Annotated in this window: 23 protein-coding genes; 17 read left to right on the plus strand and 6 right to left on the minus strand. The window is 59.7% G+C overall.

Features of this window, described 5'->3' with window-relative positions; all coding sequences use genetic code 11:
• Positions 1-34: 34 nt before the first annotated feature.
• Together AC1D35_RS24955 and AC1D35_RS24960 are read right to left on the minus strand one after the other, a co-directional pair.
• The gene (locus tag AC1D35_RS24955) at positions 35-1,582 is read right to left on the minus strand and encodes an AbgT family transporter (RefSeq protein ID WP_113296937.1); all 1,548 of its coding nucleotides are present in this window, start codon (positions 1,580-1,582) and stop codon (positions 35-37) included.
• Between the two features lie 413 nt (positions 1,583-1,995).
• Positions 1,996-2,253 carry a YMGG-like glycine zipper-containing protein gene (locus AC1D35_RS24960; RefSeq protein WP_113296938.1) on the minus strand — a complete coding sequence of 86 codons (258 nt, stop codon included), beginning with the start codon at positions 2,251-2,253 and terminating at the stop codon, positions 1,996-1,998.
• Positions 2,254-2,689: 436 nt separating this feature from the next.
• Between AC1D35_RS24960 and AC1D35_RS24965 the strand changes: the two genes are divergently transcribed.
• The 6 genes from AC1D35_RS24965 to AC1D35_RS24990 all read left to right on the plus strand — a co-directional run bounded on the left by AC1D35_RS24965 (position 2,690) and on the right by AC1D35_RS24990 (position 7,470).
• Positions 2,690-3,124, plus strand: a complete 435-nt coding sequence (locus tag AC1D35_RS24965) for a helix-turn-helix domain-containing protein (RefSeq protein ID WP_113296939.1) — start codon at positions 2,690-2,692, stop codon at positions 3,122-3,124.
• A 9-nt stretch (positions 3,125-3,133) separates the two neighbouring features.
• A complete protein-coding gene (locus AC1D35_RS24970; protein WP_113307978.1) occupies positions 3,134-4,975 on the plus strand; it encodes a peptide antibiotic resistance protein in 1,842 nt (613 codons plus the stop codon).
• An 11-nt stretch (positions 4,976-4,986) separates the two neighbouring features.
• Positions 4,987-5,205, plus strand: a complete 219-nt coding sequence (locus AC1D35_RS24975) for a hypothetical protein (RefSeq protein ID WP_007815536.1) — start codon at positions 4,987-4,989, stop codon at positions 5,203-5,205.
• Between the two features lie 47 nt (positions 5,206-5,252).
• Complete coding sequence (locus AC1D35_RS24980; RefSeq protein WP_477940530.1) at positions 5,253-6,410, plus strand: YcaO-like family protein; 1,158 nt, start codon at positions 5,253-5,255, stop codon at positions 6,408-6,410.
• Positions 6,407-7,144, plus strand: coding sequence for a TfuA-like protein (locus AC1D35_RS24985; protein WP_477940500.1), 738 nt, complete (start codon positions 6,407-6,409; stop codon positions 7,142-7,144). The genes AC1D35_RS24980 and AC1D35_RS24985 overlap by 4 nt, the downstream gene beginning before the upstream one ends.
• A 122-nt stretch (positions 7,145-7,266) precedes the next feature.
• Positions 7,267-7,470, plus strand: coding sequence for a hypothetical protein (locus AC1D35_RS24990; RefSeq protein WP_162747081.1), 204 nt, complete (start codon positions 7,267-7,269; stop codon positions 7,468-7,470).
• Between the two features lie 238 nt (positions 7,471-7,708).
• Here the strand turns inward: AC1D35_RS24990 and AC1D35_RS24995 are convergent, their stop codons facing one another.
• Positions 7,709-8,788, minus strand: a complete 1,080-nt coding sequence (locus AC1D35_RS24995) for a LacI family DNA-binding transcriptional regulator (protein WP_477940502.1) — start codon at positions 8,786-8,788, stop codon at positions 7,709-7,711.
• 231 nt (positions 8,789-9,019) lie between these two features.
• Here AC1D35_RS24995 and AC1D35_RS25000 point away from each other — a divergent pair, with 231 nt between their 5' ends.
• The 6 genes from AC1D35_RS25000 (at position 9,020) to AC1D35_RS25025 (ending at position 15,943) form a co-directional block, all read left to right on the plus strand.
• On the plus strand, positions 9,020-9,973 hold the full coding sequence (locus tag AC1D35_RS25000) for a sugar phosphate isomerase/epimerase family protein (RefSeq protein WP_477940504.1): 954 nt from the start codon (positions 9,020-9,022) through the stop codon (positions 9,971-9,973).
• A 55-nt stretch (positions 9,974-10,028) separates the two neighbouring features.
• Positions 10,029-11,258 carry an ABC transporter substrate-binding protein gene (locus AC1D35_RS25005; protein ID WP_477940505.1) on the plus strand — a complete coding sequence of 410 codons (1,230 nt, stop codon included), beginning with the start codon at positions 10,029-10,031 and terminating at the stop codon, positions 11,256-11,258.
• Between the two features lie 74 nt (positions 11,259-11,332).
• Positions 11,333-12,223, plus strand: a complete 891-nt coding sequence (locus AC1D35_RS25010) for a carbohydrate ABC transporter permease (RefSeq protein ID WP_477940507.1) — start codon at positions 11,333-11,335, stop codon at positions 12,221-12,223.
• Complete coding sequence (locus tag AC1D35_RS25015) at positions 12,220-13,098, plus strand: carbohydrate ABC transporter permease (protein ID WP_477940510.1); 879 nt, start codon at positions 12,220-12,222, stop codon at positions 13,096-13,098. Before AC1D35_RS25010 ends, AC1D35_RS25015 begins: the two co-directional genes overlap by 4 nt.
• A gap of 6 nt (positions 13,099-13,104) precedes the next feature.
• On the plus strand, positions 13,105-14,184 hold the full coding sequence (locus tag AC1D35_RS25020) for an ABC transporter ATP-binding protein (RefSeq protein ID WP_477940511.1): 1,080 nt from the start codon (positions 13,105-13,107) through the stop codon (positions 14,182-14,184).
• A 73-nt stretch (positions 14,185-14,257) separates the two neighbouring features.
• Positions 14,258-15,943: a GMC oxidoreductase gene (locus tag AC1D35_RS25025; RefSeq protein ID WP_477940513.1), complete on the plus strand. Its 1,686-nt coding sequence runs from the start codon at positions 14,258-14,260 to the stop codon at positions 15,941-15,943.
• An 18-nt stretch (positions 15,944-15,961) separates the two neighbouring features.
• Here the strand turns inward: AC1D35_RS25025 and AC1D35_RS25030 are convergent, their stop codons facing one another.
• Positions 15,962-17,290, minus strand: a complete 1,329-nt coding sequence (locus tag AC1D35_RS25030; protein ID WP_477940515.1) for an aminotransferase-like domain-containing protein — start codon at positions 17,288-17,290, stop codon at positions 15,962-15,964.
• Positions 17,291-17,390: 100 nt separating this feature from the next.
• Here AC1D35_RS25030 and AC1D35_RS25035 point away from each other — a divergent pair, with 100 nt between their 5' ends.
• From AC1D35_RS25035 to AC1D35_RS25055, 5 genes are all read left to right on the plus strand, one after another.
• Positions 17,391-18,362 carry a substrate-binding domain-containing protein gene (locus AC1D35_RS25035; protein ID WP_477940517.1) on the plus strand — a complete coding sequence of 324 codons (972 nt, stop codon included), beginning with the start codon at positions 17,391-17,393 and terminating at the stop codon, positions 18,360-18,362.
• Positions 18,363-18,409: 47 nt separating this feature from the next.
• Positions 18,410-19,300, plus strand: a complete 891-nt coding sequence (locus AC1D35_RS25040; RefSeq protein ID WP_477940518.1) for an ABC transporter substrate-binding protein — start codon at positions 18,410-18,412, stop codon at positions 19,298-19,300.
• Positions 19,297-20,238 (plus strand): amino acid ABC transporter permease, encoded by a 942-nt coding sequence (locus tag AC1D35_RS25045; RefSeq protein WP_477940520.1) that lies wholly within the window; start codon positions 19,297-19,299, stop codon positions 20,236-20,238. The genes AC1D35_RS25040 and AC1D35_RS25045 overlap by 4 nt, the downstream gene beginning before the upstream one ends.
• Complete coding sequence (locus AC1D35_RS25050) at positions 20,235-21,014, plus strand: amino acid ABC transporter ATP-binding protein (RefSeq protein ID WP_477940522.1); 780 nt, start codon at positions 20,235-20,237, stop codon at positions 21,012-21,014. Before AC1D35_RS25045 ends, AC1D35_RS25050 begins: the two co-directional genes overlap by 4 nt.
• An 87-nt stretch (positions 21,015-21,101) precedes the next feature.
• The gene (locus AC1D35_RS25055; protein ID WP_477940524.1) at positions 21,102-22,283 is read left to right on the plus strand and encodes a M20 aminoacylase family protein; all 1,182 of its coding nucleotides are present in this window, start codon (positions 21,102-21,104) and stop codon (positions 22,281-22,283) included.
• A gap of 65 nt (positions 22,284-22,348) precedes the next feature.
• On the opposite strand, the gene AC1D35_RS25060 is transcribed toward AC1D35_RS25055, so the two are convergent.
• Positions 22,349-23,572, minus strand: coding sequence for a GTP-binding protein (locus tag AC1D35_RS25060; protein WP_477940533.1), 1,224 nt, complete (start codon positions 23,570-23,572; stop codon positions 22,349-22,351).
• A 50-nt stretch (positions 23,573-23,622) separates the two neighbouring features.
• A partial coding sequence (locus AC1D35_RS25065; RefSeq protein ID WP_477940527.1) for a DUF4082 domain-containing protein occupies positions 23,623-24,079 on the minus strand: 457 nt, incomplete at its 5' end.

Raw genomic sequence — 24,079 nt, forward strand, 5'->3', positions numbered from 1 at the left:
AGTGTTTATTCGTTTACGGATTGCCGGCCTGGCGTCACAGGCCCCATGGCAGCCCGAGAGCCTTCCAGACCGCAAAGAGGCCAGTCCACAGCACGAATATCAGCACGACATACGGAAGCATCAGAGAGACGATCGTGCCGACACCAGCAGACTTGTCGTATTTCTGGGCAAAGCCGACGACCAGCGCGAAATATGCATTGAGCGGGGTGATCGCGTTCATCGGTGAATCACCGACGCGATAGGCGGCAAGCACAGCTTCCGGTTCGACGCCGAGCTTCATCAGAAGCGGGACGAAGACCGGAGCGAAGATAGCCCATTTCGCAATGGCGCCGGTGAGCAGAAGATCGATGATTGCGACCACGACGATAAAGCCGATCAGCAGTGGCAACGCGCCAATATTGGCCGCCTGCAACACGCCCGAGAGGCTGAGCGCCATAACGGTGCCGATGTTCGTATAGGTGAAATAGGCAACAAACTGGCTGAGAACGAAGAACAGGAAGATTGTGCCGCCCATGTTCTTGATCGACTTTTCGATCGCCGCGATGACCTCGGCAAGCGTTTTCAACGTACCGGCGCCGATGCCGTAGGTCCATCCGGTCACCAGGAAGATTAGCATGATCAGAGCAATCAGGCCGTTCATGAAGGGTGAGTTGCCGATGAGCTCTCCGGTATCGGGATTGCGCAAAGGCGCGCCGCTCGGGACGGTCAGTAGCAAAAAAACAACCAGAAGGCCGATCAGGCCATACAGTGCGAACCGCAAACCGCGCGATTCCTGCTCCGAAAGGGTAGCCCCCTGAGCCTGCACACCGCCTTCCGCCGCTGCCGGATCATACTCTCCAAGCCTGGGGGCGATCATGCGATCGGTGATAAAGGCAATCAGAACGGTCAGGAACAGCACCGAGGCGATGGAAAACCAAACATTGGACGCCAGACCGATTGACCGTCCCGGATCAACAAGATGCGCCGCGTCATTGGTGAATTCAACGAGCACGGCATCGAGCGGTTTGATCAGCATGTTGACCGTAAAGGCACCGGCCACGGCGGCAAAACCAAGCGCAAGACCAGCCAACGGGTGCCGCCCGACTGCCAGATAGGCAACACCGGCGAGCGGTATCAGCACGAGATAACCGGCATCTGCCGCGATACTTGCGAGGATACCGACGAAAGCCAGGATATAGGTCAACGCCCAGCTCGGGGAGACAATGACGAGCTTGCGGATCAGCGCCGTGACGAGACCGGATTCTTCGGCGACGCCCGCACCGATCATGGCAGCAATCATCAACCCGACAGCCGTGAAGCTCATGAAGTTCGGAATGAGGGATGAATATAGAAAGCGAATACCCTCCACATTCAGAAGGCTTCGGATCGATGTCGACGCCTGCTCGATCTCATGCGTATCAGGATTAATGCGCTCGTAGCTCACGCCCATTCCGAAAGCGCCAAGCACGGCTGACAAGAGGATGACGATGCCAATCAGGATCAGGAAGATGATCACAGGATGGGGAACCATGTTTCCCACCTTTTCGACGCCGTCGAGGAACCTCTGCATCGTGGTCTTTGATGCGGCATTGGCAGTGGCCATGTCTTGCCTCCAGTTGAACCGACGTGTGTCGCACCCAAAGGGGTGATCAATAAGCTCGGCTTGATGCGTTGCCTTAACAGTGGTCGACCGGCGAATTGGCGCGGCTCTCAATGCGTGTCCGTCGCCCGAATGGAGCGCTATGGATCCACCGCTCTTTCGTGCCGACGGCAATTAAGGCCTTTGCATGCACGGAACAAAAAGACGAAATAATTCAATATACTAAGCGCTACTATTGCCTGCCCGTTCACCATAGCCGGCCGCAACATATGTCAAGATCAGCCCGATCATTCGGTGACGAGAATGCCGGGTATCGCAAAAATCCAGCCGGCGTCAGGATTGCCCGCGTTGAGAATTTGTTGGCCCATAAGCCGCTCACGTGAATGACGCCGACCATGTTTCATATTCATCATCCGTCAGCGTGGGCACGCTGCGATGTAGCGCCGACCGTTGCGATCCCGAAACTCGCACTGCCCAGGACGACCGGCCACATTGCCGATCACGGCGCCGGAAGCTCCACCGATCGCAGCGCCAACGGCGGCGCCACGAACATCGTTCGTGACGACACCGCCAACCACCGCTCCCGTCGCGGCACCAATACCCGCACCCTGTTGCGTAGGCGTGCAGCTCGCAAGCGCCAAGCTTGCCATGAAGCACAGCAGCAATCTGTTCATTGTTCTCCCCTTTACGAAGCTCGACCAGTCCGAAGACGGTAGGAGAAGGGCATCCTTCGCAGTGACTATAGTGTGGCCAAGATGTCTGTGATCGGCATAGAATCCAAAAACCAAGCTCTGAGTTCAAATCTCTTGACGAAGTGGCTGGCCGATCAGGTCGGATGCATCGGAAACGAGGCCGCCGTTCTGCAAGTACGGCGTGGGCGCTTCTGACGACCCGCAGTGTATAACCGTGGCCTCGATGTTGTTCTAATGTCAGGACGCTTCCCACTTCCCAGACATGCTCGAATTGGAAAGCGGTGAATCTAGCTGATTGAGCCGGTGTTGCTATGTAGCGCAAGCGCCACGGCGTCGGTCATAAAAATTATTATATTACTTTCGGTTGCATTTTGGTGCAAACATCGCAATGATCATCCGGTGACCGGAGGTTCCAGCCATGAAGGCCAAATCGCCCACATCGATCGATGTCTATGTCGGCAGCAGAGTAAGAGCGCGCCGCAAGCTGCTCAGGTTATCGCAGGTCGGACTTGCCGAACAGATCGGCGTCACCTTCCAGCAGATCCAGAAGTATGAAAAAGGCATAAACCGCATTGGCGCGAGCCGGCTGCAAACGATCGCCAAGACATTGGGTGTACCCGTTCAATTCTTCTTCGAAAATGACACGGAGCCTGCCGCCTACAGCCTTGTTAGCAACGGCCGCGATGACGTGAATGCTTTTTTGATGTCGAAGGATGCTCAGGCACTCAACCGCGCCTTCATGGCGATCGAGAGCCCAGAGATTCGGCAGAAGCTCATTGGCCTGGCCAAGAGCCTCGCCAGGAACACGACGTCCGACATTGATGCCGTCACCCACCCAGAGGCCGGAGCCTGAGGAATTTTCGTGATCCATCTCCAGACCTTTGGCGAGTTGCGACTGACGGACGGCCTCGGCACGCCGATCCGTTATCCGGTCAAGGCTCTGGTGATGTTGGCCTATCTATATTGCTCGCCGGATCAGCAGCGCAGCCGACAAGAGCTTGCGCGGTTCTTGTGGAACGAGACAGGAGATCATCTTGCGGATCTCAATTTGCGCAAGCTGATTTCACGCATTCGCGACACAACGTCCATTACCGACGAACAGATACTGAGTTTCGGGCCGCCTTTCGTCGGCCTGAACAAGAACATCCTATCGGTTGATCTCGACATATTGCGCCGGGAAGAGCAGCCGGTGGCGCAACTGGCCGTCGTCAGCGACCTGGTGCAACGTGGCTTCATTCCCGGTCTCAGCGCGTCAACCAAGGCAATCGATGGATGGATCGAGCGGGAACGGCAGCTGCATTTGCTCACCCTGAGGGACATCTTCGTGAGGGCGGCGGATCATATTCGCAACGATGAGCAGCGCCGCCTTCTGCGACGCTCGGGTCTTCAACTTCTTGAAGCCTTTCCCGGTGACGATCAGATCCGCTCTATCCTTCGTGGTACGGCAGATGATCATTCGCAAAGCCGCCCGCCAGCGGCGAGAGCCGTGGCAACGGCGCGCAGTCGCATCGTCGAGCAGCAAGACGCCGGCTTGCCGCAAATCATAACCACGACATCTGTGCCGCGGCTGGTACTGCTGCCCCCCGGTGCGGCTGGCCTGACACGGGAGGCGGCAATTGCCGACGCCCTTATCGAGGATGTCACGATCGAGCTCTGCGCTCTACGCAACATATCCGTCGTCGCACCCCATACGGCCGAGCAGATCCGCCGCGACTCCGACAAGGCGACCATCGTTCAACGGCATTCGATTTCCTACCTCCTGGACACACGGCTTTCCGGAGAGGGGCTTTTTGCACAGCTTATCTATTTTCCAACCGACGAGATTTTGTGGGCAGCCCGATTTGACATGGCGGTCGAAACGCTGCCGACACAGAGGCGCTTGATCGCCCAAAAACTTGCCGATGCCGTCTCCGGACAATTGAAGCGAAACGAAAGCATTCGCCTTCGTAACGAGGCGGATCCGCAAGCCTATCATTCCTATCTCATCGGCGCCGGCCTGCTCACCAAGCTCAGCCTGCCGGATATCCGGCGCGCACGGAAATCCTTCAAGCGCGCACTGCATTTTTCTCCGGACTATGCCCCGGCTTTCACGGGTCTGTCACGGACATTCACCAGCGAGTGGCTGTTGACCACGCAAGGCGATCCCGCCCTGCTGCAGCTAGCGGAGGATCAAGCACTTCGGGCGATTGAGAGGGATTCAGAATCGGCAGCCGGGCATCGGGAACTTGGCGTAACGAAGCTTTACCAGGGTGCTGTCGATGACAGCGTTGCAGCACTCGACCTCGCCGAAAGCCTCAGCCCGCATTATGCCGATGTGATCTATAGCCATGCGGACACGCTGGTCCATGCATCGCGGCCGCAAGATGCGCTGGAGAAAATCAAGAAAGCGATCTCGCTCAATCCGATCGCACCCGACGCCTACCTCTGGTGCGCGGCTGGGGCGAGCTACTTCCTCGAACACTACGAGGAAGCACTCGCCTATGTCGACCGGATGAAAGACAAGGCACCGGCCTATCGCATCGCGGCCGCCAGCTGCGCGATGATCGGCGATCGAAAACGGGCACAGTTTTATCGGCAACGCGCCGAGCTCCTCAATCCTGCTTTCGAGGTCGAGAAGTGGCTCGCCTTGGTGCCCTTCAAGGAGCAGTGGCAAAAAGAGCTTTACCGAGACGGTCTTTTCAAGGCCGGATTTTCAAAAACCTGAAGGAGAATATTATGGCAAAAGTTGTTGTATTGGGTGTAACAGGCGAAAAGGGACTCTGGCTCGTGGATATCGCCGCGGGCACAGTAACACCGGTGCAGGTGCCTGCCAGCGGCGATCTGGCTGCAGCCGTCAAGCAGCGCGATGCTGGCGGCGTATTCATCAAGAATGTCGATTTCGCAATTGCCGTCTCCTCGGCTGATACGGTCTTCTCCGGCCACGTGGACGGCTAAGGCGCGCGACGCTGGCCGGTCATTCCGACCTTTATTCCGACCGAACAATTGCGCCGCGGGACACATTGTCCCGCGTCGCTCCCTATTTGGAGGCGATGGGTATCACCCGCCTGTCACGACAGACTGATCTCGATTGTGTCGGTCTTCCGGTCTGGTGCGCCTTTACCCCAAACTCCCGCTCCATTGTCATCGCGCAGGGCAAGGGACTTGAGGATATCGACGCCAAAGTTTCGGCGGCGATGGAGGCTCTGGAACGCGCGGTGGCGGGCGAACCCATCACCGTCACCACGGTTTCGTCGGTACGAGAGCTCAGACGCCGGAGCGATTGCGCCGAACCGCTCGACTGCCTGATCGCAAGCGGCGAGCAGGTCGTAGGCGAAGACGAGCAATTGGCCTGGAGTCTGGCAACCGAGCTGCTTCACGACCAGCCGATTTATGTCCCGCAGGATGCCGCCGTCCTCGACCGAACGCGGCATAACCGGTTCTGGATGTCGTCGGATGGTCTTGCCTCGGGCAACGCCATGGAAGAAGCAATATTCCATGGCATTCTGGAGCGCATCGAACGCGATGCCCATGTGCTTTGGCAGATTGCCAGCGATGACAAGCGCGACGCATGCTGCGTCGATCCCAAGAGTTTTGGCGACGCCGCGCTCTCGGGCCTGATCGACAGGATCGAGGCCGCCGGGCTCGTCTTGAAACTCTTCGATATCACGAGCGATATCGGTATCCCCTGCTATACCGCGCTCGTCGCCCCATCAACGGTCAACGGCAAAGTGCCGCTCCGGTTCGTCGAGGTCACCGGCGGCAGCGGCGCTCATCCCTGGGCCGTGCGGGCGGCAATCCGCGCCGTAACGGAAGCGCTTCAGTCTAGACTGACCTATATCAGCGGCGCCCGCGACGATGTCTGGCCCGAATTGTTCACGACGCCGCTTCCGGCACAAACCCGTAGCGCATTTCTCGCCACCCCCGTTTCTGTACCTGCGGCTGGCATCATAAGACCGGCCGGGAATATATCCCTCCTGTTGCGTGAACTGCTGACGAGACTTCGCGCCAGCGGGATCGGCTCGGTGATTGCCCTTCCCCTGACGCCTGCGAACCTGCCATTTTCGGTGGTGAAGATATTCATACCCGATCTTGAGAACCCCGAGGGCAACAGGCTCCATCGTTTCGGTCAACGCGCCCTTGCAAGGGCGATGCGCTGGTGAAGGTCGTCTTCATTGGCCCGAGCTTGCCTGACGCAGCAAGCCACGCCGCTACGGATGTCGTTTTCCGGCCCCCCGCTGTTCAGGGAGATGTGTTAAGGGCGGTGGAAGATGGCGCAAACATTATCGGTTTGGTCGATGGCGGCTTTGAAAATACCGCGCCGGTTTGGCATAAGGAAATTCTCTTCGCTCTCTCCCTCAATGTCGCGGTCCTGGGCGCCGCCAGCATGGGCGCCTTGCGCGCCGCCGAATGCCAAGCGTTTGGAATGATCGGCGTTGGCCGGATTTTCAACGACTATGTCAGCGGAACAATCGTCGACGACGCCGATGTCGCGCTTCTGCACGAACCGATGGAATTGGGCGGCAGAGCGCTGACCGTGCCGATGGTCAATGTGAGAAGCACTTTGGACGAGATGGAAAGGCTGGAGCTCTTCGACAAAGCCTTTCGCAAGGCTCTCGAACGAACCGCCGCAAACCTCTTCTTCAAGAAGAGAAGCTGGGCACTCATCGCTTCCGCATGTGCGGCAATACCGGCATCGCAAAAGCAGTATTGGCTGGCCATGCTGAAGACCCACGCGATCGATCAGAAACGGATCGATGCCTTGGCTCTTCTCGAAGCTGTTCGCGACGCGGATGATCAGCGCGTGCCGATAAATCGCCATTGGGAATTCAGGAAAACCACGCTGTGGTCAAAACAACTGTCCCGCTCAAAGGCTTCGGTCATATTACACCCATAAGGTGTTTCACGCGTTTTTCACGCACTTTAGTACTGAACTTTCCCTATGGTCATTCCGTCATCTGGAGAATCGATATGTCGGTCATAGGGTCGGGAAAGCTTCAGCACGCAGCGGCGACAGCCATGGATGATCTTGACGAGCTCACGGCTTTGGCTCGGATGATCACCTATGCAAAGGCGGTAGCGGAAGATCTGAAGATCGAACTAGGGGCTCAGTCTCTCGATCTGGCGTTGACGGCGGTTACGCGGGAACTGCGCAGGGCGACGGATGCAGATCTTCCTGGTCTGGAACCGTTGCTCGCGGATGTGAGTATCGAGCTGCACTGATCGACCCTGCGACTAATATCTCGGTCATTGTTTCACTAAAACTCGTTGAGCGCTCTCTCATCCAAGATTCGTTGGCGCGGAAACAAAGCTGGCAGAACGGACTGKGACTCGGTGGCTGATTTCGTGGGCTGATTTCGTGCCTGTCGATGCGGTCAGCCGAAGGCTGCATCCAAACGATTCCGAGAAGGAATCCCGATCGCGCTTGGTGCTCAGGACGGGTCTTCGCGTCAAAATAAAGTCAGATCGTCAATTTTGAGTTCACCGCGATACTGTCGCGGCGAATGAACCGGCTTGGAATAACGACGCGAAGTTCTCGTCTCTCTTCCGACTTTTCCATCCTGGCAATCAGGAATTCTGTCGCGGTCTCCCCCAGAGCCTCCATGGGTTGCTCAATCGTCGAGAGCGGAGGCGCGCAATATTCACAGACCGGAGATCCGTCGAACGAGACAATCGACAGATCCTCGGGTACACGCCATCCCATCTTCTGAATCTTGCTCATGAAGGAGATTGCCATATCGTCGCTCGTCGCCACGACGGCGGTCGGCTTTTCGTCGAGTCTTGCAAAGTCCTCGGCAGCCTGCAGACCCGTTTCAAATCCGAACTGGAAGGTGAATTCGCCACCGGCGCGCGTTACATGCCGTTCGGAAAGCCCCTCCTCCTGCAAGGCCTCGACGAGACCGGCATAGCGTTCGATATCGTGATAGTTGCCCGTTGGACCGGCGATGTAGAAGAAACGGCKGTGCCCGAGCGCCAGGAGCTCACGGCCAGCCTCTTTGACAGCTTCTCTGTCGTTGGTGATGATGCTTGGAACAGAAGTGTCGCTCATATCGAGCAAAAGCGAGACGATCGGCAGACCAGCCTCGGCAAGCGATCTGTTTGCGACCACCGGCAGCTGCGACGACAGGATCAGAGCCCCCCTCACCGTCCCTCCGAAGGCAAGGTCAAGGATATGCCGCTCGGAACTTTCGTCGCGGTCGAGGTTGGCAATCATCAGATTGTAGCCGTTGCGGATGACTGTACGATTCACGGCCTCCAGAACCTGGGGGATGATCTGGGATGCGCCATAATGCAACGAACCCGGAAGGATGATCATGATCACGTTGGATTTGCCGACGCGCAGATTGCGGGCCGCGGCGTTGGGCGTGTAGCCAAGCTGTTCGGCTGCCGCTGCAATCCTTGCCCTGGTCTTTTCGTTGACTCGCCCCGGGTTGGCCAGAGCACGGCTGACGGTAGACGTCGCCACGCCGGCAAGGCGCGCGACGTCGGCCATCAGGGCAGATGATCCCTCTGTGGATAGGCTCTCTACGGTTTTCTTCATCATTCCATCCACTTAGCCCAGCGCTGGCGCGATCAACCACACCTACGATTCCTGTTATAGCAAACGATTGCCAAAAACCCGAAGAAATGGATTGCATATTTTATCGGCTTGTCTAATATCGAGGCATGGCAATCGATTGCCAATTGCCAATACATTGAATAATCTCAATAAAATCTGGCGCGAAAAACTCTCTTCGCGACGGATAACCTATGCCTGATTGGAGGGACAGTAATGGCCGCGAGTGATAATCTGCGTTTTGGTGTGGACCTGGTTACCTTCTTTCATCCGGGCTTCTGGGGCGTCGACAGCTACGACGCAATCGTCGAACATGCGAAGGCTCAGCCGCGGCAGTTCTGGGACAAGATCCTCGACAGTGTGCAGGCCTCGGGCGTGACCGGCGTCGAACTCACCTTCTCTCCCTTCAACTGGCAGGACGCGATCAAGACCTATGGGTCTGTGGAGGCCTTCGGCGCCGAGCTATCCGCTCGCGGACTTCAACTGGCCTCCGGCTTCTTCGCGGAACTGGAGGGTTCCGGCGATTTCACCGAGGCTCCCGCACAGGCGGCCATCATCGCCAAGGCCGAACAATATGCCGATTTCATCAAGGCGTCTGGCGGCGATATCATGGTCATCGGTGCGCCGATGCGCCAGACACCGGGCGAAGAGCCCGTGCATTTTCGCGATTTCGACCAGGCCAAGGTCATCGCCGATTTCCTGAACCGGCTAGGTGCCATCCTTTACAAGAAGGGCGTCAAGCTCGCCTTACACACGGAAGCGCATTCGATCTTTGCCGCTGCCCGCGACGTCGATCTTCTGATGCTGCTGACGGATCCGGCTTACGTGCATATGTGCCCGGACACGGCGCACATCATTCTCGAGGGTTCCGACCCGATCCAACTCGTCGATCGCCATCACGAGCGCATGATCATCGCCCACTGGAAGGATGCAACCGGCAAGATGCCGGCAGACACGCCGATCGGCGCCGACATCCATGAGCGCCACCGACCCTTCTTCTGCGGCTTCGGCCTTGGCCGCGTCGACTGGCCGGCCTGGATCCGCCTCTTGCGGGACCGCCAGTTCAATGGCTGGGCAATCCTCGAACTCGATGCCGCTGCCGATCCCGTTGGCGACATTGCCAATGGCCTGACCCTCGTGCGTCAGGCGCTGCTGCCGATCTATCGCTAACCGTACCTTGCAACCAAACGGCCCCGCAAAGAGGGCCTATTCAAGAGGTGGAACAATGAAGAAAATGACGCTCCTGCTCGCCGGTACCATGCTGCTTGGCGCTGCCGGCCTTGTGAATGCGGACGACAAACTGAAAGCCGAGGTCTTTACCTCCTGGACATCAGGTGGCGAGGGCCGCGCCGTCGACGCCATCAAGAAGGAATTCGAAAAGCGCGGCGGAGTGTGGGAGAGCTCCACGATCGCCGGCTTCGAAAATGCCAATGCCGCCTTCCAGAACCGCCTCGTCGCCGGCGATCCGCCGACCGCAAAGCAGGTCGTCGTCGGCAAGGACCCGGCCGAATTGATCGAGCAGGGCCTGATGAACCCGATGGATGAAGTGGCGGCTGCCGGCAAGTGGAAGGATGCGCTTCCCAAGGCGCTCTATGATTACATCACCTATGACGGCAAAGTTTATCTGACCCCCACCGGCATCCATGGCGAAAGCTGGATGTTCTATTCCAAGGAAGCCTTCGACAAGGCCGGCATCAGCGAAGAGCCAAAGGATTGGGATGCCTTCTTCGCCGACATGGACAAGCTGAAGGCAGCCGGCCTGACGCCGATTGCCTGGGGCGGCCAGGGCTGGCAGGAGGTAAAGGTTTTCAACATGGTTCTCCTGTCCCAGGTGGGAATGGACGGCTTCATGAAGATCTATGCCGACAAGGATCAGGCCGCTCTGACATCCGACGGTGTCAAGAAGGCGCTCGAAATCTTCGGCAAAATGCGGGCTTACGTCGATGAAGGCTCTGCCGGCCGCAACTGGAACGACGCGACCGCCATGGTCATCACCGGCAAGGCCGGCGTGCAGTTCATGGGTGATTGGGCCAAGGGCGAGTTCACGGCTGCCGGCAAAGTCGCTGACAAGGATTTCGGCTGCGCCATCTCTCCCGCCTCCCCTGGCCTGATCTACATCTCCGACGCTTTCGCTTATCTGAAGACGAACGATGCCAACCAGGACGCTGCGCAGAAACTGCTGGCCGAGGTCGTCATGGACCCCGCAGTTCAGGTTGAATTCTCACTGAACAAGGGCTCGATCCCGGCGCGCATCGATGTCGACAAGTCCAAGTTCGACGCCTGCACCCAGAAGGGCATGGCCTTCATGGCCGAGGGCAAGATCGTTCCCGAACACGCCATTACGACGACGCCGGAGCAGGTGGGCACTCTGACAGACTTCATCGGCGAATTCTGGGCCAATCCGTCCGCTGATATCGATGCATCGGCTGCGCAGTTCGCCGCGATCTTCGAGTAAGATCGGAGAAGCCCGCCACCTGCACCGCATCACCGGTGCAGGTGACTTTCGAAGCTCCTTGCAAAGACGCTCTGATGAAACGGAAGCATAACCGCTCCAAGGCGGCGCTCATCGCTCTCATCCCGACCTGGGCTGCGGTGGTCGTCGTCTACCTCGGCACCATGGTCTGGTCGGTGACCCTGTCCTTCACCAATTCGCGGCTGTTCCCATCGTGGAACTTCGTCGGGTTCGAGCAATATTCCAAGCTGTTTCAGACCGCCAAATGGCTGGTCTCCTTCCAGAACCTCATCATCTTCGGCGTGCTTTACGTCTTTGGCTGCCTGTTTGTCGGCTTCCTGCTTGCCGCTGCCCTCGATCGCAAGGTGCGCTTTGAAAGCGCCTTCCGGACGATCTTCCTCTATCCCTATGCCATGTCCTTCGTCGTCACCGGCCTGATCTGGCAATGGATGATGAACCCGACGCTCGGCGTTCAGGCAAGTGTACGTGCGCTTGGCTGGCAGAGTTTCACCTTCGACTGGATCATCAACCGGGATCTTGCGATCTACGCGGTGGTGATCGCGGCCCTCTGGCAGGGCGCAGGCCTCGTCATGATCCTTGTGCTGGCCGGCATGCGCGGCATCGACGGTGAGCAGTGGCGCGCTGCCCGCATCGACGGCATTCCTGTCTGGCGCATCTATGTTTCGATCATCCTGCCGCAACTGACGCCGGCCTTTGCCGCCGCCGGCACGCTGCTCTCTATGGGCGTGATCAAAACCTACGATATCGTTGTGGCGCTCACCAATGGCGGACCGGGATCGGCGACCGAGGTGCCGGCGAAATTCATTATGGACAATCTGTTCCAGCGTCAGAATCTCGGCCTTGCGACTGCAGCCGCGACCGTCCTGCTTCTGACCGTGCTGATCATCGTCGCACCCTTCCGCTATGCCCAATATATCCGCGCCCGGCGCCAGGCAGGTACGCTATGATGCATCCCCGCGGCCCCAGGCCGACGCAGATTACCGTGGCGCGCATCGGCCTTTATGCCTTCCTCATCTCCGCCGCGCTGTTCTTCGCCGTGCCGCTTTACGTGATGATCGTCACATCGCTGAAGACCATGGACGAGATCCGCCTGGGGCAGATTTTCGCCCTGCCGCTGCGCCTGGATTTTACCGCTTGGAAGACGGCCTGGGCCGGTGCTTGTGCCGGGAGCGAATGCACCGGAGTACGCATGGGCTTCCTGAATTCGGTGAAGATCACCGTGCCGGCCGTTGTCATTTCTGTCCTGATCGGCGCGATTAACGGTTATGCACTCTCCTTCTGGCGGCCGAAGGCAGGACGACTGATGTTCGGCCTGTTAATGGCCGGGGCGCTGGTGCCCTACCAGATCTTTCTCTATCCGCTGGTGCGCGCCATGGCGGTCATGGGCCTCTACAACAGCCTCGGCGGCATCATTCTCGTACATGTGCTGTTCGGTCTGCCGCTGGTGACGCTGCTCTTCCGCAACTACTTCGTCACCATTCCGGAAGAGCTCTTCAAGGCAGCGCGCGTCGATGGCGCCGGCTTCTGGCGGATTTTCATCGAGATCATGCTGCCGATGGCGCTTCCGATGATCGTCGTCGCCTCGATGTTCCAGTTCACGGGCATCTGGAACGACTTCCTGCTCGGCGTCGTCTTTGCCGGACGCGACAATCTGCCGATGACCGTACAGCTCAACAACATCGTCAACACGACGATGGGCGAGCGCAACTACAACGTCAACATGGCGGCCACCATCCTCACCGCCATCATTCCGCTCGCCATCTATTTCCTGTCCGGACGCTGGTTCGTCCGCGGGATCGCGGCCGGCGCCGTCAAGGGGTAAGGCTGAATGCACTCTGCTGTTTCCATCAAGGACCTGAAGATTAGCTACGGCGACCATACGGTGATTGAGCAGATGTCGCTCGATATCGCACCGAAGGAATTCCTCGTCCTGCTCGGCCCGTCCGGCTGCGGCAAGTCGACCTTGCTGAACGCGATCGCCGGCCTTGCAGACATCACCGACGGGGAAATCTGGATCTCAGGGGAAAACGTTACCTGGGAAGAACCGAAGGATCGTGGCATCGGCATGGTGTTTCAGTCCTATGCGCTCTATCCCCGCATGTCGGTACGCAAGAACCTCTCCTTCGGCCTCAGGGTCGCGGGCCTGCCGAAGCCGGAGATCGACAACCGGGTCGAGCGAGCCGCATCGCTTCTGCACCTTGAAAAGCTGCTCGACCGCCGTCCCGCCGAGCTTTCGGGCGGCCAGCGCCAGCGTGTCGCGATCGGCCGCGCGCTGGTACGCGAAGTCGATGTCTTCCTGTTCGACGAGCCGCTGTCGAACCTCGATGCCAAACTACGCAACGAGCTGCGCGTCGAGATCAAGAAGCTGCACCAGCAGCTCGGCAACACGATGATCTATGTCACCCACGATCAGGTGGAGGCGCTCACACTTGCCGACCGCATTGCCATCATGCGCGATGGCGTAATCCAGCAACTGGGCACACCGGCGGAGATCTACCACCGGCCTGCCAATCTCTTCGTCGCCAGCTTCATCGGGGCTCCCTCGATGAATTTCATTCAAGGCAGCATCGAGCCGGACGGCGACAAGGTGCTATTCAAGGCGGGCGATCTCACCCTCGACATGTCCGGTTACGCTTTTGCCGCAAGGCCGCAAGCCGGCCCGGTAACGCTTGGCGTGCGTCCGGAACATCTGAGTATCCGCCCGGATGCCCGGGACGCCGCGCTTCTGGCAACTGTCTCGGTCCTGGAGCCGATGGGCTCCGATACGGTCGTCTGGCTCACCTGGAAGGACACGAGCCTGTCGCTGCGGGTGATGGGCGATCTCGCGCTCCAACCGGGCGATGTCATCGGCATCGGTCTCGATCTCTCCAAGGCATCACTTTTTGCAGGGGACGGCAACCGCCTCTGAGCCGTCCTCTGCCGGCAGCGGAGAGATCGCGCTGCCTGTCCCATTCCATTGATGAAGTCAGGTTTTGAACGACATGTCTGAGAAAGTGTATGATGCGCTGGTGATTGGCTCCGGCGCCGCCGGCTCCTTTGCCGCCATGGAATTGACGGCCAATGGTCTATCCGTCCTGCTTCTCGAAGCCGGCCCTGAGATCAGCAAGAAAGATTTCGATCCCACCCGCAAGAAACCGCCCGCAAGCGCCATCAATATCTGGGAGCGGGCACGGGCAACCATCAAGGGCCAGCCGGTGCAGGCGCGTGCCGCCTTCTTCACCGAGCGCTTCAGCCGCTTCTTCGTCAATGACCGGAAGAACCCCTATACTACGCCGCGCGGCGAACCTTTCCTGTGGATCCGCGGCCGGCAGTCGGGTGGGCGCCTGCACAGTTTCGGGCGCGTGCTGCTGCGCTGGAGCGACGACGATTTCAAGATTGAGAGCCGCAGCGGCCGCGGCGTCGACTGGCCCGTCTCCTATGACGAACTTGCCCCCTTCTATGCCGAAGCCGAACGCCACCTTGGCCTCTATGGCAATCAGGATCATGTCTCGACCTTGCCGGACGGCGTCTATTCCCGCCCCGCCAGGCTGACGCCAGCCGAAGAACTCTTCAAGAAGACCGTCGAAAGCCAGGCGCCCGAACGGCATGTCGTATCCTGGCGTTATATYGCACCGGACGCCGAGCGCGTGCCGCGTCCGCTGCGCGAGGCGCTCGCCAGCGGCAAGCTGACGATCCGCCACKATGCGATCGTGCGCCGCATTACCACGGATGCGAAGACAGGCCGGGCGACGGGCGCAGAATATGCTGATCGCAATTCCGGCAGCGTCCATGCGGTCAATGCGGAAAACGTCGTCCTCTGCGCCTCGCCGATCGAAAGCGTTCGCCTGCTCCTGAATTCGGCATCGGCAAAGCACCCGAACGGGCTTGGCAATAGTTCCGGCACGCTCGGCCGCTACTTCATGGACCAGCTGCCTTGCCTGGCCTTTGGAACCTTTCCGCCTGCCCGCGGCTGGTCGCATGACGATTCGGCGCCGCAGGACCCGTTCTACAATCCGTCGGGCGGAATCTTTGTCCCGCGCTTCGACAATGTGGAAGGAAAGGCGCCGCGCGGCGACTTCGCCTATCAGGGCAGCGTCGGCCGCGCGCCGGTCGGCGACAACGAGCCGTCGAGCCTTGCCTTCTTCGGCTTCGGCCTGATGCTGCCGCACGCCGACAATCGCATCACTCTCGATGCCAGCCGCAAGGATGCCTGGGGCATTCCGGTGCCGCGCATCCGCTGCGTCATGCATGAGCCCGAGCAGGAACTGATCCGCAAGCAGGAAATGACTCTGATCGACATGGTGAAGAGTGCCGGCGGTGAGCTCGACTTCATCGGATCGCCGCTTGGCCTGAGAGAAATGGGCCGCGGCGCCTTCCCGCATGCCGACCCTTTAAGTCGTTTCCTGTTCCGCAAGTGGTTCCGAAAGACCATGTGCATGGGTGCCGCAATCCATGAAAGCGGCGGCGCGCGTATGGGCACCTCGCCGCAAAACTCAGTCCTCAACGGATGGAATCAGAGCTGGGACGTGCCCAATCTTCTTGTGACCGACGCCAGCGCCTTTGCCRGTGGCGGAACGGCCGGTACGACCTTGACCGTCATGGCTCTGACCCTTCGCGCCTGCCGGAAGCTCGCGGCGCAATACCGCGGATCTGCTGACATCTCCGAACACGGTGAAGTGTTGGGGTAACTGGAGCGACACCGAAGACTAGGCCGGGCTGGCAGCCAGCGCGATCGAGTCGGCCACGTCGTTTAGCCGATCCGACAATATGGCCGTCGCCACGCGAAGATGTGCGCTTGGAAGGATGGAAAATTTCGCACCGGGATGAACCGCGATGCCTCGCGCCGCCAGCGTGACCATCGCGAAGGGTTCGGATGCGACCGGCACCCAGGCGCACAGGCCGTTGCCATGCTGCATTTCGATCCCACGCTCCCGCAGGGCGTCGACCAGATCGGCCCGACGCCGGAAATAAATCTCGCGAGAGCGTTGCAGCGAGGCTTCCGTCACGGGATCCCGCAGAAGCCATGCGGTGGCCGCCTGAAGGATGCGGCTTGTCCAGCCGGCGCTGAAGCTGCGGTAGGACTGGATCTGTTCGACGATCGCCCGCGAACTGGACAGCACCGCGAGCCTCAGATCCGGACCATGCGTTTTTGAATAGGAGAGAATGTGAATGGTCCGGTCGGCAAACCGGCCGCCGAGCGAATGACGCGGAGCCGTGGAAATGTCGGCAATGCCGTCATCCTCGACGATCAAGGTGTCCGTGCCGTCGAGGATGTCTCCAAGGTGTTGCAACCGCTCGCTGCTGACGTGCTGGCCGGTCACCGAGTGAAGCCGCGGCTGGAAAATGAAGGCGACGGGCCGCAGCTTCATTGCGGCTTCGAGCGATGCAGGCAGCGGCCCTTCCCGATCGCACTGGACCGGAATGATCTGTACGCCGCGATCTTCCAGAATATCAAGAAGTCGCATCGCGGTCGGATCTTCGATTGCAACGGACGCACCGGGCATGACGAGCGCCTGGATGAGCGTGTAGACCGCGTTATATCCCCCATTCGTCGCCAGAAATGCCTCCGGTTCGTATGGCCAGGTCTTTCGGACAGCCTCTTCGAGTTCCGGAAGAATGCGGCTTCGCTCGTAGCTGTTGAGATTTTCCGCCGACGCTCCATAGGCCATGGCTTCGGTAAGCTTTGGCAAAAGCCTGATATCCGGCACGGCCGATGTCAGATCGAGGACGTCGGCTCCATAACGGCCGGAACTGCCGAGCCGTTCGGGTTTCGCCACGAAACGATCGCCGCTCACCCAGGTGCCGTTCCGTCCCCTGCCGGTAATGATTTTCTGGCGCCTCAGCTCGCTCCAGGCCTCGGAGATCGTCGCCGGACTGATCCCGAGCGCAAATGCGAGATCGCGGATCGGCGGCAGCTTCGTCCCTACGGGAAGTGCCCCAGCCCGGATCAAGGCACTGGTTTCAATCGCAATTCCTCGAATTGTCCGATCGGTCAATTTTTGGGCAAACCATGCCGCATCAACAATATCGCTCATTTAATCGCCACTTTTAATGTTCAATAACGTAATAACATTTGATCGGATAAATTTGAACATTTAATTATTCCGAAAACAAGGTCTTTGCGAGTGGATGCCGATGCCCCTTAACCTCCGACTTGCCCTCCGTGACTGGGACTACATCACGCCCCTGGTTCTTGGCGATGTCTCCTCGCACAAGCTCGACATCAAGGTCGACCGGGTCGGCACATTGCTCTCGCATCTCGGCAAGAGCGACCACTACGATGTCGCGGAAATGTCCTTCAGCCGCTATACGCAGCTGCGCATCGATGGCGACGAGAGCGTCGTTGGCATTCCGAACTTCATCATGCGCGGCTTCCGTCACCGCTGCATCATTACCCGCAAGGACGGCCCCATTACCGAACTCCGCCAGCTCGCCGGAAAGCGTATCGGCGTCACTGGATGGCGAGACTCCGGAAATACCTGGACCAGAGCGGCGCTACGCCGCGAGGGAGTCGGCGTCGAGGACGCCATGTGGTATGCAGGTCGCCTGACCGAAGCGCATCCGATTGTCGATCGCCTCGACGGGTTCGGCCGGGCCGGCCGCATCGAAGCGGCTCCCGGCGAGCGCCCCATGGTTGATCTTCTCAAGGAAGGCTTCCTCGACGCGATCTTCACGCCTTTCATGCCTGACGGCTATTTCGGCGGAGGGTCGCCGTTCCGGCAGGTCCTCTCCGATTTCAGAGGTGCCGAACGTCAATATTTCGATGATGTGGGCTATGTTCCCGGCATGCATCTGATCGGCATCAAAGCGGGCATCGTCGCGCAGAACCCGTGGGTGATCGAAGAGCTCAGCAAGCTGATCGATGAATCGCAGCGGATGTGGCTGAGCAAACGCCGCAAATACGCCGACACCACGCCCTTCATGATGGACGAGCTGTTGAAGTCGGCGACCGAGCTTCCAGTCGGCTGGGAGTCCAGCGGCTTTGCGGTCAACCGCAAGATGATCGCCGACTTTGCCAGCGAGCTTCACGTCCAGGGCATCCTGCCGCAGCTGATGACGCCGGAACACCTCTTCTCCTTCGATGTGGACGGTAGCCGCATCGGGTGAGCGCAATACAAAACGCATAAATTCGAACCAAACAGGGGAAATGAACAATGTCGATCAGGAAAATTGCATGCCTTGCTCTGACGAGCGTAGTGATCTCGGGGACAGCCTTCGCTGAAGATGCGGCGCTGCCCAAGCTTTCCGTCAACGACGCGCTTCATGCGCAGTTGCCCGAAGCGATCCGCAAGTCAGGCAAGATGATCTCCGTCAACAATGGCTCGTTTCCTCCCTATGAAATCGTAACAGGCACCGAGATGAGCGGCGCCAGCGCCGATCTGACCGGCGCGCTCGGCCAAGTTCTCGGCGTCGAGATCGAGCATGAGACCGTCGGCGGTCTGCCGGCACTGCTGGCCGGCGTCAACTCCGGGCGCTACCAGTTTGCCTTCGGTCCGGTCGGCGATTTCAAGAGCCGTGAAGAATCCAACGATTTCGTCGACTGGGTTCAGGAATTCGTGGTCTTCTCCGTGCAGAAGGGCAATCCGAAGGGCATCACCTCGCTCGATACCGCCTGCGGTAACCGCATCGCCGTCATGGCCGGCGGTTCGGCCGAAAAGGTCATCCAGGTGCAGGCCGAAAAATGCAAGACTGATGGCAAGGGCGCGATCGAGGTGCAGTCCTTCACCGACCAGCCGAGCTCGATCCTTGCCGTCCGTTCCAAGCGGTCGGACGCCTTCTTCTCCTCCCAGGCACCGCTCACCTATTTCGTGTCGCAGGCCAACGGCCAGCTGGAACTGACCGGTGTCGGACAGAAGAACGGCTTCGAGAACCTCTATCAGGGCGCGGTTGTCGCAAAGGGCTCGCCACTCGGGCCAGTCCTGCGCGATGCCGTCAAGGTGCTGATGGACAACGGCACCTATGCCGCGATCATGAAGAAGTGGGGCCTTGAGAACAACATGATCAAGGAGCCCGGCATCAACCTCGGTGGGACGCTTCCGAAATGAGCACACAAGTACAAACACTCGCATCGCCCCCCGGCGATGCGAGAAGCCGGGATGTGGCCCATGCCCACAAGCCCTTCCCCAAAGGCCGCGTCGCGGCCTGGGCCATCACGATTGCGATCGCCGCCTATTGCGCCTGGTCGGTCGCGCATAATGAGAATTTCGGCTGGCCGGTCGTCGCACACTATTTCTTCGACCCGACCGTCATCAGCGGCCTTTACGTCTCGCTTGGCCTGACGGTCGTCGCGATGATCATCGGCATCGCGCTCGGCCTCGTGCTGGCCGTCGCGAGAATGTCCAACGATCGCCTGGCAAGTTCCCTCGCCTCGCTGTTCATCTGGTTCTTCCGCGGAACACCGCTCCTGGTGCAGCTGATCTTCTGGTACAATCTTTCGACGCTCTTTCCGACGCTGTCGATCGGCATCCCCTTCGGCCCGACCTTCATGAGCTGGGATACGAATTCGGTCATCAGCCCGATGACGGCTGCAATTGCCGGTCTTGCGCTCAATGAGTCTGCCTATATGGCGGAAATCATCCGCGGCGGGTTGCTTTCGGTGGACAAGGGCCAGTACGAGACGGCCGAAGCCTTCGGCATGACGCGCATCCGCGCGCTTCGCCGCATCATCATTCCGCAGGCCATGCGCTCGATCGTACCGCCGACCGGCAACCAGCTGATCAGCATGATCAAGGCGACCTCGCTCGTCAGCGTCATCGCCATGGCTGATCTCCTCTATTCGGTGCAGTCGATCTATAACCGCACCTTCGAGATCGTGCCGATGCTGCTCGTCGCCGTCCTCTGGTACCTGCTCATCACGTCGGTCCTGAATATCGGCCAGGCCTATATCGAGCGCTACTACAGCCGCGGCGATCGCCGCACGGGCGCCGCCAAACCTGCAAAGAAGACGGCCGTCATGGCACAGGCAACGGAGGCAGGCGCATGAACGAGATCGCCACTATCGAGCCTCTCGTCGAGGCACGCAATGTCCACAAGTCCTTCGCAGATCTGGAAGTGCTGAAGGGTATCGATCTCGACGTCGCGCCCGGTGAGGTCGTCGTCGTCCTTGGCCCCTCCGGCTCCGGCAAGTCAACGTTCCTGCGCTGCATCAACCATCTCGAATCCATCAACCAGGGTTCGATCGAGGTGGACGGCGAACAGATCGGCTACCGCCTGCATAAGGACCGGCTGCTGCAGCTGTCGAACCACGAGATCGCCCAGCAGCGCCGCAAGATTGGCATGGTGTTCCAGCAGTTCAATCTCTACCCGCATATGACGGCACTGCAGAATATCATCGAAGCGCCGGTCGGCATCCACGGTGAAAGCCGCAAGGCCGCGATCGAAAATGCGCTGAGGCTCCTGGAACGGGTCGGGCTTTCAGCCAAGGCCGACAGCTATCCGCGCCAGCTTTCCGGCGGTCAGCAGCAGCGCGTGGCGATTGCCCGCGCTCTCGCCATCAAGCCGAAGCTGATGCTCTTCGACGAACCGACTTCGGCACTCGACCCCGAGCTGGTCGGCGAGGTTCTCGCCACCATGCGGGATCTTGCAAACCAGGGTCTGACGATGATCGTCGTCACCCACGAGATCGGTTTCGCGCGGGAAGCGGCCGACCGCGTCGTCTTCATGGATGACGGCAAGGTCGTGGAACAGGGCAAGCCGGAAGACGTGATCGGCAACCCGCAACACCCCCGCACCAGAAGTTTCCTGTCGCGCTTTATCTAGCGCGGCGGCTCCTCCATGCTCTTGCCCTGCGGGCTGGCTTTACCGTGAGCCGGCCGGCGATACCGCGCCCATGAAACTGGAATTGCCATGTCCCTCGACAATGATTTTGCCCGCCTCTCCGATTTCGAACCGATGGAAGCGGAACTGACGGCCATCCGCCGGCATCTCCACGCCCATCCCGAGCTCTCCTTCGAAGAGGCCGAGACCGCGCGTTTCGTTGCCGAAAAGCTGGAATCCTGGGGTTATGAGGTGACCCGCAACGTCGGGGGCCATGGCGTGGTTGCGCGCATGACGGTCGGCGCTGGAAAGAAGAGCATCGCCATCCGCGCCGACATGGATGCCCTGCCGATCACCGAAGAGACAGGTCGGCCCTATGCCAGCACGGTTGCCGGCAAGATGCATGCCTGCGGACATGACGGCCACACGACGATCCTTCTCGGCGCGGCCGAATATCTGGCGCGCACGCGCCGCTTCAACGGTACGGTCAACCTCATTTTCCAGCCGGCCGAAGAGGCGGGTGCGCTGAGTGGTGCGCCCGCAATGATCGCCGACGGGCTGTTCGAACGCTTTCCCTTCGACGTTATCTTCGGCCTGCACAATCATCCCGGCGCACCCGAAGGCACCTGGCTGATGCGGTCGGGCCCGCTGATGGCTGCTGCCGACAGCGCCGAAATCATCATCAAGGGCAAGGGCGGCCACGCCTCGCGACCGCATCTGACCGTCGATCCGGTGATCGTTGCCTGCAACCTCGTCGTCAGCCTGCAATCGGTCGTTTCCCGCAGCATCGATCCGACACAGACCGCCGTCGTCACGGTCGGGGCGATCCATGCCGGCGAGGCCGCAAACGTCATCCCCGAAAGCGCAAAACTGCTGCTCAGCATTCGCTCCTTCGACCCGAAGGTGCGCGAGACGCTGGAGGCCAGGATCCGCAGGCTCACTGAAACGATTGCCGACGGCTACGGTGCAACTGCGGAAGTCGACTACACTCGCGGACACCCCGTGGTCGTCAATTCGGAAGCGGAAACCGAATTCGCCCGCATGGTCGCAGAAGAACTCGTCGGTGCGGAAAAGGTGGGCYTCTGCAACCTCATCCCCGRCAGCGAGGACTTCTCACATTTCCTCGAGCACAGGCCTGGTAGCTTCCTGCGGCTCGGCAATGGTATGGATTCCGCAATCCTGCACAGCGCGAAATACGATTTTGCCGACAAATCCCTGACGGTGGGGGCCGCGATGTGGGCACGCCTGACCGAACGCTATCTCGACGATTGAGCCAATCCGACGGCAGATAGAGTATCGCCGCAGCGCGTTCATGGCAGAACGATCTCACGCCCCTGCTACCAGGCCGGAAACGGATCTTCGAGAGCGGACCAATCACGCGGATCTGCGCTGGCCAGGCAATCGTCCAACGCGGTCCGCACACCTGTCTCGTCCATGCCCACGCCGATGAAGACGAGCTCCTGGCGACGGTCACCCCAGGCGCTGTCCCACCGGCTCTCAAGATGCTGATGAAACTGCTGATGGATCGGCCAGTCCTGTCGAGGAACGGCCGCCCACCAGAGCCCCATCGGTTCGCAGCGCCGTTGCACCCCGGCAGCCGACATTGAGCCTACGTGCCGCGGACGCGTGGCAAGCCAGAAATGACCTTTGGCCCGAATGACACCTGGCCAGGGTTCGTCCAGAAATGCTCGAAACCGCATCGGGTCGAAGGGACGTCGCGCGCGATAGACAAAGCTCGAAACCCCATATTCCTCCGTCTCCGGAACGTGCTCCCCGGGGCTGTAGAGTTCCTTGTGCCATAATGGGTGCGCGGCGGCTTTTGCTTCGTCGAAGAGGCCGGTATTGAGGACGGTTGCCAGAGAAACCTTGCCGAAATCCGTCTCCACAACGCGCGCATCCGGGTTGAGGGCCGCAACCGTCTCGCGGACTTCTCTGAGGCTCTCTTCGCTCGTGTCCGAGATCTTGTTGATCACGACGACGTCGGCAAACTCGATCTGATCGACCAAGAGGTCAATGAGTGTCCGCCGATCCTCACCGTCCCGCTGCAGGCCACGGTCACGCAGCAGATCAGCGCTACTATAATCGGCCAGGAGGCTTGCCGCATCGACGACGGTCACCATCGTGTCGAGCTTTGCAAAATCGGAAAGAGAGACACCGTTCTCGTCGCAGAAAGAAAATGTTGCCGCGATGGGGCGTGGCTCGGCAATGCCCGTTCCTTCTATCAGAAGATAATCGTATCGTCCCTCCGCGGCCAATCGCCGGACCTCCGTCAGCAGGTCGTTGCGCAGGGTGCAGCAAATGCAGCCATTGCTGAGCTCGATCAATGTCTCCGTCGTKTGCGACAGATTGCAGCCACCATCTCGAATGAGACTGGCGTCAATATTCACTTCGCTCATATCGTTGACGATGACGGCGACCCGCAAGCCCTCACGATTGTTGAGGACGTGGCTGAGAAGCGTCGTCTTGCCGGCACCCAGAAAGCCGGCGAGCACTGTTACCGGCAGCCGTTCGATCTTAATCACCGGCCTCCTTGGAATGTGGTCTTCCGCCGCGGCCAGCATTTGCTTCATCTCAGCCTCATTCGAAACCCGCCCGTGATCCGTCCGATGCTTCATGCGGCGAGCTGCGGCCGGAAGACCACGTCGGCATAGTAATTCGCTGAATCGTAGGTGTTGGTCGGGAAGAGACCTGTGGTGGCGGATCCGCCATAGGCATAAAGGCCGTTGCCACCGGCGGCGGCACTCGACAGCGCCGACAGCGGACCATTGCTGACACCGTTCGTGAAGAAGCCATCCGTCGCCACGTAGGCACCGGTCGTGTGGTAGGAGGCAACATAGGTAGTGTTGGCTGTGATGGTGACGGGCGTTGCGAAGTTTACCGTCTGCCAGCCGCTTGCCGTGGTGGTGATGAAGGTGGCGGTGGCAAGCTTGGTGCCTGTGGAGGTCCACAGGTCGACGACATTCTGGCCGTTGTCGTTGGCGCTGCGATAGAACTTGATGGCGGTAATGTCACCGGCAACGTTCGACTGGAACTTGACGCCGACTTCGAGCTGCTGACCGTCGTTGAGG

This window comes from Rhizobium sp. P1_E6, from assembly GCF_056405875.1.

Bases quoted from the DNA above. Each gene is read 5' to 3' on its own strand.
- AC1D35_RS24955 (WP_113296937.1), bottom strand. From the start codon at position 1,582: ATGGCCACTGCCAATGCCGCATCAAAGACCACGATGCAGAGGTTCCTC.
- AC1D35_RS24960 (WP_113296938.1), bottom strand. From the start codon at position 2,253: ATGAACAGATTGCTGCTGTGCTTCATGGCAAGCTTGGCGCTTGCGAGC.
- AC1D35_RS24965 (WP_113296939.1), top strand. From the start codon at position 2,690: ATGAAGGCCAAATCGCCCACATCGATCGATGTCTATGTCGGCAGCAGA.
- AC1D35_RS24975 (WP_007815536.1), top strand. From the start codon at position 4,987: ATGGCAAAAGTTGTTGTATTGGGTGTAACAGGCGAAAAGGGACTCTGG.
- AC1D35_RS24990 (WP_162747081.1), top strand. From the start codon at position 7,267: ATGGATGATCTTGACGAGCTCACGGCTTTGGCTCGGATGATCACCTAT.
- AC1D35_RS25000 (WP_477940504.1), top strand. From the start codon at position 9,020: ATGGCCGCGAGTGATAATCTGCGTTTTGGTGTGGACCTGGTTACCTTC.
- AC1D35_RS25005 (WP_477940505.1), top strand. From the start codon at position 10,029: ATGAAGAAAATGACGCTCCTGCTCGCCGGTACCATGCTGCTTGGCGCT.
- AC1D35_RS25010 (WP_477940507.1), top strand. From the start codon at position 11,333: ATGAAACGGAAGCATAACCGCTCCAAGGCGGCGCTCATCGCTCTCATC.
- AC1D35_RS25015 (WP_477940510.1), top strand. From the start codon at position 12,220: ATGATGCATCCCCGCGGCCCCAGGCCGACGCAGATTACCGTGGCGCGC.
- AC1D35_RS25020 (WP_477940511.1), top strand. From the start codon at position 13,105: ATGCACTCTGCTGTTTCCATCAAGGACCTGAAGATTAGCTACGGCGAC.
- AC1D35_RS25030 (WP_477940515.1), bottom strand. From the start codon at position 17,290: ATGAGCGATATTGTTGATGCGGCATGGTTTGCCCAAAAATTGACCGAT.
- AC1D35_RS25035 (WP_477940517.1), top strand. From the start codon at position 17,391: ATGCCCCTTAACCTCCGACTTGCCCTCCGTGACTGGGACTACATCACG.
- AC1D35_RS25040 (WP_477940518.1), top strand. From the start codon at position 18,410: ATGTCGATCAGGAAAATTGCATGCCTTGCTCTGACGAGCGTAGTGATC.
- AC1D35_RS25045 (WP_477940520.1), top strand. From the start codon at position 19,297: ATGAGCACACAAGTACAAACACTCGCATCGCCCCCCGGCGATGCGAGA.
- AC1D35_RS25050 (WP_477940522.1), top strand. From the start codon at position 20,235: ATGAACGAGATCGCCACTATCGAGCCTCTCGTCGAGGCACGCAATGTC.